Genomic DNA, 9,272 nt, shown 5'->3' with positions numbered 1-9,272 from the left:
CCGTACGCTCTAGCCAGCTGAGCTACGCCGCCATATCTGTATACCTTTAAGGCACAAAATCTATAATACATAGAAAGAAAAAACTTGTCAACATATATAATAAAAGAATTTGTCAAATTTCCTTTAAGTGCTTATGTAACAACTTTCAGACATAAAAAAAGGTAAATGAAGTAAATACTCAACGAGAATATTCTGAATATTATAACGGATCGAAGAGAATGTCGTCGAAATATTCTTTGGTTGCATTCCCTCATTTTGACAAACTTTTAAGCTCGTCCAATTTATACTAAACAAAAAGAAACGGGGAGTGTATGTTACATGGGGAAAACCAATCAGACCATCATAGAGCCTTTACAGAATGTGGACATTGAACATACGAGGGTAGAACTTTCTAAGGGAATAAAGTCTATTTATTCTAGGCTTGAAACAGTGTTTATTCAAAAGGGTATTGCGTTGTTGGTCATTGGATTTTTACTAGGCAGAGCGTTAATATTGTCGCATCTTACTCCATTTGCCTTACCGTTTTTCGCTACGGTTTACATTATTCGTAGAGAGAAATCTCCTATTGCCTTAATAGGTTTACTTGCAGGTGCTCTATCGATTTCTTTATCTAGTATCAGTTATACGTTTGTTAGTGCGATATTATTCCTGTTAGTGTTTCGTTTAACACAAAAATATCATAAGAATGATCTGAAGCTGGTTGCCTTTTATGTTCTGTTTACTGTTTTAGTTGCCAAGCTTGGCTTTAATTATGTACAGCAAGGGCAAGTATTAACCATTTACAACGGAGTTATGGCTCTCATAGAAGCAAGCTTAGCGTTTATCTTAACCTATATATTTATTCAGAGTGTTCCTCTGGTCGCTGTTCAACGAAGAAGAAAATCACTTAAAACAGAGGAGGTTGTAAGTCTCATTATTTTGTTAGCTTCGATTTTGACTGGAACCATTGGCTGGTCTGTCTACAATCTATCCATTGAGCATATATTATCGAGATATTTGGTCCTCCTATTCTCATTCGTCGCAGGGGCAACAGTTGGTTCTACTGTGGGGGTTGTAACAGGTCTTGTTTTCAGTTTAGCGAACGTTTCAAGCTTTTATCAGATGAGCTTGCTTGCTTTTTCGGGTCTCCTTGGGGGATTGATGAAGGAAGGGAAAAAATTTGGAGCAGCAATCGGTCTGTTAATTGCTACGTTACTAATGGGAATGTACGGAGATAGTGATACAGTTATAACCAAAACCTTATATGAATCAGGAGTTGCGATACTATTATTATTTTTAACACCTCAAAGCTTGACCGCAAGTATCGCTAAACATATTCCTGGAACTGCTGAATATCAACAAGAACAGCAAGGGTATATGCGTAGAGTAAGGGACGTAACGGCTAATCGTGTTACCCAGTTTTCATCTGTATTCCAAGCATTATCAAATAGTTTTCAACAAATTGAAGACCAATTTGAAGAGGAGGAGGATAAAGAGTTTGATTATTTCTTAAGTAATGTAACGGAGAAGACTTGTCAAACATGCTTTAAGAAGGATCAATGCTGGTCACGGAATTTCGATAAAACCTATAATTTGATGAAAGATGTGATGACGGAGTTTGATGAAGGGCGAATTCCACTTTCCCCTAAATTGGCTAGAGAATTGGACAAGCATTGTACGAAAGAAAAAAAACTTCAAGACACCATTTATCAAGAGTTAACCTTTTATCAAGCAAACCTTAAACTGAAAAAACAAGTAAAGGAAAGTAGACGATTAGTAGCAGACCAATTAAAAGGAGTCTCAGAGGTCATGGGGAATTTTGCGAAAGAAATCCAAAGGGAAAGGGTGAATCATCACATTCAGGAGGAGCAAATTTTAACTAGTATTAAAGAATTTGGAATTGAAATTGAAAATATTGAAATCTATAACTTAGAGCAAGGGAATGTGGATATTGATTTGACTATGCCCTATTGTGGGGGACATGGACAAGGTGAAAAGCTTATCGCTCCTATGCTGTCAGATATACTAGGTGAAAATATAGTGGTTCAGAAGGAAGATTGCGCTCATTTCCCAAATGGGACTTGCCATGTGACATTCCGATCAGCTAAAAAATTTGTTGTGAATACAGGTGTGTCCCATGCTGCAAAAGGGGGAGGATTAGTATCTGGAGATAGTTATTCTATGATTGAATTAGGAGCTGGGAAATATGCTGTTGCGATTAGTGATGGAATGGGAAATGGAGAGCGGGCTCATTATGAAAGCAATGAAACACTTAGGCTACTAAAAAAGATATTAGAGTCTGGAATTGAAGAACAAGTTGCAATCAAATCTGTTAATTCGATCTTATCATTACGTACGAATGATGAAATTTTTTCAACCTTGGATTTAGCCATGATTGATTTACAGAATGCATCATCAAACTTCTTAAAGATTGGTTCGATTCCAAGCTTTATTAAACGCGGGGAAAAGGTGATGAAAATAGAAGCTAGTAATTTACCGATGGGAATGCTTCAACAGGACTTTGAGGTAGATGTTGTGTCAGAACAATTGAAGGCAGGGGATCTCCTCATCATGATGAGTGATGGTGCCTTTGAAGGGCCAAAACATGTGGAAAACTATGATCTTTGGATGAAGAGAAAGATTAAGGAGCTTCAAACGGAGGATCCTCAAGAAATAGCGGATATTCTTATGGAGGAAGTGATTCGTTCGAGTTCAGGAGTGATTGAGGACGACATGACAATCGTTGTATCGCAAATTAAACACAACATTCCTAAATGGTCTTCAATTCCAGTGCAATCAAATAAAGGAAAGGATAAAAAAAGAATCTCATAGAGATATTTGTGGTCCTATAAAAATAGTTAACTAGAGTATATTTTTCTTCTAATTCGGCGAAGATGATACCATCTTTTGAATTAGGAGGGGAGTATGATGAAGACAGGTACACTTCGTCAAATTCTATTAATTACAGATGGCTGCTCGAACCAAGGGGAAGACCCTATCGCCATGTCAGCGTTGGCAAAAGAGCAAGGGATTTCAGTAAATGTTATTGGGGTCATGGATAATGATGTGATTGATGATAATGGGTTACAGGAGATTGAAGGAATTGCTCTATCTGGAGGTGGAGTTAGTCAAATTGTTTATGCTCAACAGCTCTCTCAGACCGTGCAAATGGTCACAAGAAAAGCAATGACTCAAACGCTTCAGGGGGTCGTAAATAAAGAGTTAAAACAAATTTTAGGGAAGTCTGCTTCGATGGAAGAACTTCCTCCAGAGCAACGCGGAGAAGTGATGGAGGTAGTGGATGAATTAGGTGAAAACGTTGATATGGAAGTGTTGATTCTTGTCGATACATCTGCAAGCATGAAGCATAAGCTACCAACCGTGAAGGAAGCCTTGTTAGACCTGTCCTTGAGCTTAAACGCGAGAATGGGAGATAATAAATTTTCCGTATTTGTATTTCCCGGGAAACGGCAGGATGTCGAAAAATTGCTAGATTGGACACCTAAACTCGAAACGCTTACGAGTATATTCTCTAAATTGTCTCCAGGTGGAATCACACCTACGGGTCCCGCTATCTCAGAAGCCATTACACACTTTAAGAAAAAACGTTCATTAAGGGGATTGCTCTCTCGTGGCGATGATGAACAATACTTCGAAGAAACCATTTAATTTCTCTCCTGGGACAGTTATTAGAGGAAAATGGTATAAAAACATCTACTCGATCATCAAAGAATTAGGGTATGGTGCAAACGGAATTGTGTATCTTGTACAAGGAGCATCCGGATTCCAGGCAATAAAAATAAGTGAAAGTAACGTTACGATTACATCAGAAGTTAATGTATTAAAGTCATTTTCTAAGGTCCAAGGTTCTCCGCTTGGACCTAAGCTTCTTGATGTAGATGATTGGGAATATCGAGGGAAAACGATTCATTTTTATAGTATGGAATATATACAAGGTCCAGATTTGCTTTCTTTCGTACAAGAGAAAGGATTTTCGTGGACAGGGGTATTGGTGGCTCAACTATTAACAGACCTCCAAAGGATTCATAAGGAAGGATGGGTATTTGGAGATTTAAAACCTGAAAACCTTATCATCACTGGACCTCCTTATCGTATTCGCTGTATAGATGTCGGAGGAACGACAATTGCAGGAAGAGCGATTAAAGAATTCACGGAGTTTTTTGATAGAGGGTATTGGCTAGGTGACTCTCGGAAAGCTGACCCTACCTATGATCTTTTCTCTGTTGGAATGATCTTAATCAATTTGGCATACCCACAACGTTTCACAAAGACTGGAAGTGGGAATATGCAACAATTGAAGCAGGCTATTCAATCAAAGGATCAATTAAGAAAGTTCCAGCCCACTATTGTAAAAGCATTAGAAGGGGACTTCCTTTCTGCAAATGAGATGCGAGAGAGTTTATTAAACACATTGTCTCATTCTCCTCAGAATGCCCGGCAGTCTAATACAAATCCAACAAGAAAAAGGACATCTCACTCTTCACATACTCATGCCTCACCTCAAACTACTCGATATCAAGCTCAAAAAACGAATAAAACAAGTCATTTTATTGAGACTGTATTGGTAGTAATCATCGTGTCTCTTTTATATGTATTATATATTTATGGGGAGTTAATGTAGCCATATGAGGTGAGAATTTAAGTGAAAATTGATACAATAAGGAAAATGGTTTAGGAAGAGGAAATGTTATGCTAGAGAGCTCGACAAAAGAGTTTATTCAAAGTCATGAACTTATCCAAAAAGGTGATGTATTAGTTGTGGCCGTTTCAGGTGGTCCGGATTCTTTGGCTCTTCTTCATTTTCTCCATGCAAATAGAAGAGTGTGGGAGATTGAACTTGTTGCGGCTCATCTCGATCACATGTTTCGCGGGGAAGAGTCCCTTAACGAACTCCTTTTTGTAAAGGGATTTTGTGAGAGGTTAGACATACCCTTTTTTGGAGAAAGAATAGATGTTTCACAAGTGATGAAGGAATCGAATGGTGGTCTTCAGAAAATTGCCCGTGACGTTCGCTATACCTTTCTGAATAAAATTATGATAGAGGTATCTGCCAACAAGCTCGTTTTAGGTCATCACGGAGATGATCAAATAGAAACAATCCTCATGAAGCTCACAAGGGGAGCGAACGGTGTGAGTAGAGCGGGAATTCCTTTAATAAGGGAGTTTTCACCAGGTAAGATTATTCGTCCTTTTCTGTCTGTGACAAAGGAAGACATCGAGAAATATTGTGAGGAGTATAATCTTTCTCCTCGACGGGACCCTAGTAATGAGAAGGAAGACTATACTAGAAATCGATTCCGAAAAGCAGTGGTACCTTTTTTAAAAGAAGAAAACCCACTCGTTCATAAACAATTCCAACAATTTAGTGAAGAATTAATAGAAGATGAAGGCTATTTAGAGGAATTAACAAGGCAAAAGTTGAATAAGGTATGGAATAAATCGAAGGATTTCTCCACTTTAGATATTAAAGGTTTTCTTACAATGGCTCAGCCTTTACAAAGAAGAGGGATTAATCTAATATTAAACTATCTTTACAAACTTAGACCACCTTCCTTATCGTCTATACATATTTATGATGTATTGGGTATATTAAGAGGAAAAACGCCTAATGCCAGCTTGGATTTACCAAGTGGTCTAAAAGTAACAAGGGCGTATCATACATGTTATTTCCATTTCGGGGAATTAGAGTGTATTCAATCACCTTATTGTTATGAACTAAACGTTCACGAAACACTCGAACTTTCAAATGGATATCAATTCGACTTCTATCCCGCACCTGTAAATAAAGAGGATTGTAACGGTCAATATGTATACTTACATGAAGACCACATTGCACTCCCTTTATCTATTCGGACGAGAAAACCAGGAGATCGAATAAAATTAAAAGGGTTCGAAGGCTCTAAAAAGCTTAAATCCCTTTTTATAGACGAAAAGATTCCTGTTCATCTTCGGGACCAATGGCCAATTGTCGTTGATGCCGAAGAACGAATCCTTTGGGTTCCAGGAATTAAGAAATCTATTTACGATTTGGGAGAAGCAAAAGAAAAGAGTTTAGTCTTACAATTAATAAGCAATCATCTTCTAGGAGGCAGTTGAACATTGTTAAATCAAGATATTGAAAAAGTGTTAATTTCAGAAGAAGAACTTCAAGTGAAGATCAGAGAACTAGGTGCCGAATTAACGAAGGAATATCAAGACCGTTTTCCTCTAGCAATTGGAGTTTTAAAAGGGGCTATGCCATTTATGGCTGACCTATGCAAACGTATGGATACTCACATGGAAATGGATTTCATGGATGTATCGAGCTACGGAAATTCCACTGTTTCTTCAGGAGAAGTGAAAATTGTCAAAGATCTTGATACGAAAGTTGAAGGAAGAGATATTCTAATCATTGAAGATATTATCGATAGTGGGCTAACACTTAGTTATTTAGTTGAATTATTCCGTTATCGTAAAGCGAAATCGATTAGCATCGTAACGCTGCTTGATAAGCCATCAGGTCGTAAAGCTGATATTAAAGCGGATTACGTAGGGTTTATTGTTCCAGATGAATTTGTGGTTGGATATGGTTTGGATTTCGCTGAACGATACCGTAATTTACCGTATATCGGCGTTCTTAAACCTGAAGTGTATACAACAGGAGAATAAGTGTAATCTAAAGAAGAATTCTTCTTTCAAGAAATACAAGAGGGCGACATACATAAGGTTTTTGTTTTCAAAAAAAAGTGTTTTTGGTGCCAGTATTCCAATTATGTATTCCCCTTTACAATCTCCGCGCTTTTATAAGTGCAATTTGTTGTAATGCCATGATTTTCTATGATACTATTTTACGTAGTTTGTTTACCGTGGGAGGAGGTAAGGGATGAACCGGATCTTTCGAAATACCATATTTTATTTACTTGTCTTTTTAGTGATTATAGGTGTAGTGAGTTATTTTAGTAATAATAATGAACCTACCAAGAATATTGAATACAGTAATTTTATTAATAAGCTTGAAGATGGTGAGGTTACTTCTTTTACAATTCAGCCTGGAAGAGGCGTTTATGAAGTAAAAGGAAAGTTAAAAGGGGCTAAAGAAGAAGAGTTCTTCTTAACCTATGTCCTTACTACTGATGGTAAGTTAATGGAGAAAATTAATACTGTAGCTTCAGAACAAGGTATCGATGTAGAAGTATTACAAGCAAAAGAAACAAGTGGATGGGTATCGTTCTTTACGACCATTATTCCATTTGTGATTATCTTTATTCTGTTCTTCTTCTTACTCAACCAAGCGCAAGGCGGCGGAAGTCGTGTTATGAACTTCGGTAAGAGTAAGGCTAAGCTATACAGCGAAGAGAAGAAGAAAGTTCGATTCAAAGATGTAGCTGGAGCAGATGAAGAGAAACAAGAATTAGTAGAGGTAGTGGAGTTCTTAAAGGATCCACGTAAATTCTCTGAAGTGGGTGCACGTATTCCAAAGGGTGTTCTTTTAGTAGGACCTCCTGGAACAGGTAAAACCCTACTTGCACGAGCGGTAGCTGGGGAAGCTGGAGTTCCCTTCTTCTCAATCAGTGGTTCTGACTTCGTTGAAATGTTTGTCGGTGTCGGGGCATCTCGTGTTCGTGATTTATTTGAAAACGCGAAGAAAAATGCACCATGTATCATCTTTATCGATGAGATTGATGCAGTTGGTCGTCAGCGTGGAGCAGGTTTAGGTGGAGGTCACGATGAACGTGAACAAACCCTTAATCAGCTACTAGTTGAAATGGATGGTTTTGGCGCAAACGAAGGAATTATCATTGTTGCAGCCACCAACAGACCAGATATTCTTGATCCTGCATTGTTACGTCCAGGTCGTTTTGACCGTCAGATTACAGTTGATCGTCCTGATCTTAAAGGGCGTGAAGCGGTACTTAAAGTACATGCACAAAACAAACCTCTGGATGATTCTGTTGATTTGAAATCAATTGCAATGAGAACGCCAGGTTTCTCTGGTGCTGATCTGGAAAACCTTCTAAATGAAGCAGCCTTAGTAGCTGCCCGTGAAGATAAGAAGAAAATTGATATGCGTGATATTGACGAAGCAACTGACCGTGTTATTGCCGGTCCAGCTAAGAAAAGTCGCGTTATATCTGAAAAGGAACGTAAAATCGTGGCATTCCATGAAGCTGGTCATACAGTGATTGGGTTGGTCCTTGATGAAGCAGATATGGTTCATAAGGTAACGATTGTTCCTCGTGGTCAAGCAGGTGGTTATGCTGTAATGCTTCCTAGAGAAGATCGTTACTTTATGACAAAGCCTGAGCTTCTTGATAAAATCACTGGCTTACTCGGTGGTCGTGTCGCAGAAGAAATCATCTTTGGTGATGTATCAACTGGTGCACATAATGACTTCCAAAGAGCAACTGGAATTGCACGCAAAATGGTTACTGAATACGGTATGAGTGACAAGCTCGGACCTCTTCAGTTTGGTCAATCTCAAGGTGGTCAAGTATTCTTAGGCCGTGACATCAATAGTGAACAAAACTATTCAGATGCCATTGCGTATGAAATTGACCAGGAAATGCAACGTCTAATAAAAGAAAGCTATGAACGAGCGAAGACGATTCTTACTGAAAATCGAGATAAGCTTGAGTTGATTGCGAAGACACTATTAGATGTAGAAACATTAGATGCGGATCAAATTAAGCATTTAATGGATCATGGTAAATTACCAGAACGAATTTATGCTTCAGACGAAGAAGAGAATAATGACGTTAAGGTAAATATCCAAAAGAAAAACGAAGACGTGATTTCAGATGATACTACTTCTAGCGAAGACGAAAACAACTCTGATCGCACGTAATATATGACTAAGAGGCTGGTTCTTCCCCACTTAAATGTGGAGGTTGAGTCAGCCTTTTTTCTTTGGTTAGAGATATCTTAATCAGATCAATGATGCTTATTAAAATAGGCTCTTTTCGCAAAGATTGTTGTTATTTTAAAACAGATCTGCCAAGGCTATGTCAGCCAGTGTGTGCTCGATGGTTTGGGGAGCTGCTCCGCTTTCCGGGGTATCGGCACTCCCGATTTTCCGAGAGGAGTCTCCGGAGTGCCCCTCGCCACCAAAGGAAATTTATTTGACAGAGCTTAATTGTGACAAAAAACAATTAAAAGAGGGCTGACTTTCTATAATACAAGTTAAATTCACCACTACACACTTCAAACCTAAATCGCTTTTAAATAAGTCTATAGCAAGAAACTCATGCTTAGAAGGTTGGTTGGAGGGGAAGGTGCTCGACTCCTGCGGGAAA

General features: G+C 38.4%; 6 protein-coding genes. All 6 read left to right on the top strand.

Going from position 1 to position 9,272, the window contains the following annotated elements:
• Window positions 1-318 precede the first annotated feature (318 nt).
• The 6 genes from spoIIE to ftsH all read left to right on the top strand — a co-directional run bounded on the left by spoIIE (window position 319) and on the right by ftsH (window position 8,824).
• A complete protein-coding gene (gene spoIIE / locus IQI_RS01355) occupies window positions 319-2,811 on the top strand; it encodes a stage II sporulation protein E (protein WP_064090885.1) in 2,493 nt (830 codons plus the stop codon).
• 96 nt (window positions 2,812-2,907) lie between these two features.
• The gene (locus IQI_RS01350) at window positions 2,908-3,648 is read left to right on the top strand and encodes a VWA domain-containing protein (RefSeq protein ID WP_064090884.1); all 741 of its coding nucleotides are present in this window, start codon (window positions 2,908-2,910) and stop codon (window positions 3,646-3,648) included.
• A complete protein-coding gene (locus tag IQI_RS01345; RefSeq protein ID WP_064090883.1) occupies window positions 3,617-4,621 on the top strand; it encodes a protein kinase domain-containing protein in 1,005 nt (334 codons plus the stop codon). The genes IQI_RS01350 and IQI_RS01345 overlap by 32 nt, the downstream gene beginning before the upstream one ends.
• Before the next feature lie 68 nt (window positions 4,622-4,689).
• Window positions 4,690-6,096 carry a tRNA lysidine(34) synthetase TilS gene (tilS, locus tag IQI_RS01340; RefSeq protein WP_064090882.1) on the top strand — a complete coding sequence of 469 codons (1,407 nt, stop codon included), beginning with the start codon at window positions 4,690-4,692 and terminating at the stop codon, window positions 6,094-6,096.
• Window positions 6,097-6,099: 3 nt separating this feature from the next.
• Window positions 6,100-6,648: a hypoxanthine phosphoribosyltransferase gene (hpt, locus tag IQI_RS21000; protein WP_064090881.1), complete on the top strand. Its 549-nt coding sequence runs from the start codon at window positions 6,100-6,102 to the stop codon at window positions 6,646-6,648.
• A 214-nt stretch (window positions 6,649-6,862) separates the two neighbouring features.
• Window positions 6,863-8,824 carry an ATP-dependent zinc metalloprotease FtsH gene (gene ftsH / locus IQI_RS01330; protein ID WP_064090880.1) on the top strand — a complete coding sequence of 654 codons (1,962 nt, stop codon included), beginning with the start codon at window positions 6,863-6,865 and terminating at the stop codon, window positions 8,822-8,824.
• The last annotated feature ends 448 nt before the right edge of the window (window positions 8,825-9,272 follow it).

This window comes from Rossellomorea aquimaris TF-12, assembly GCF_001648555.1.
GTDB lineage: Bacteria > Bacillota > Bacilli > Bacillales > Bacillaceae_B > Rossellomorea > Rossellomorea aquimaris.
This window is presented reverse-complemented; position numbering and strand designations above follow the sequence as displayed.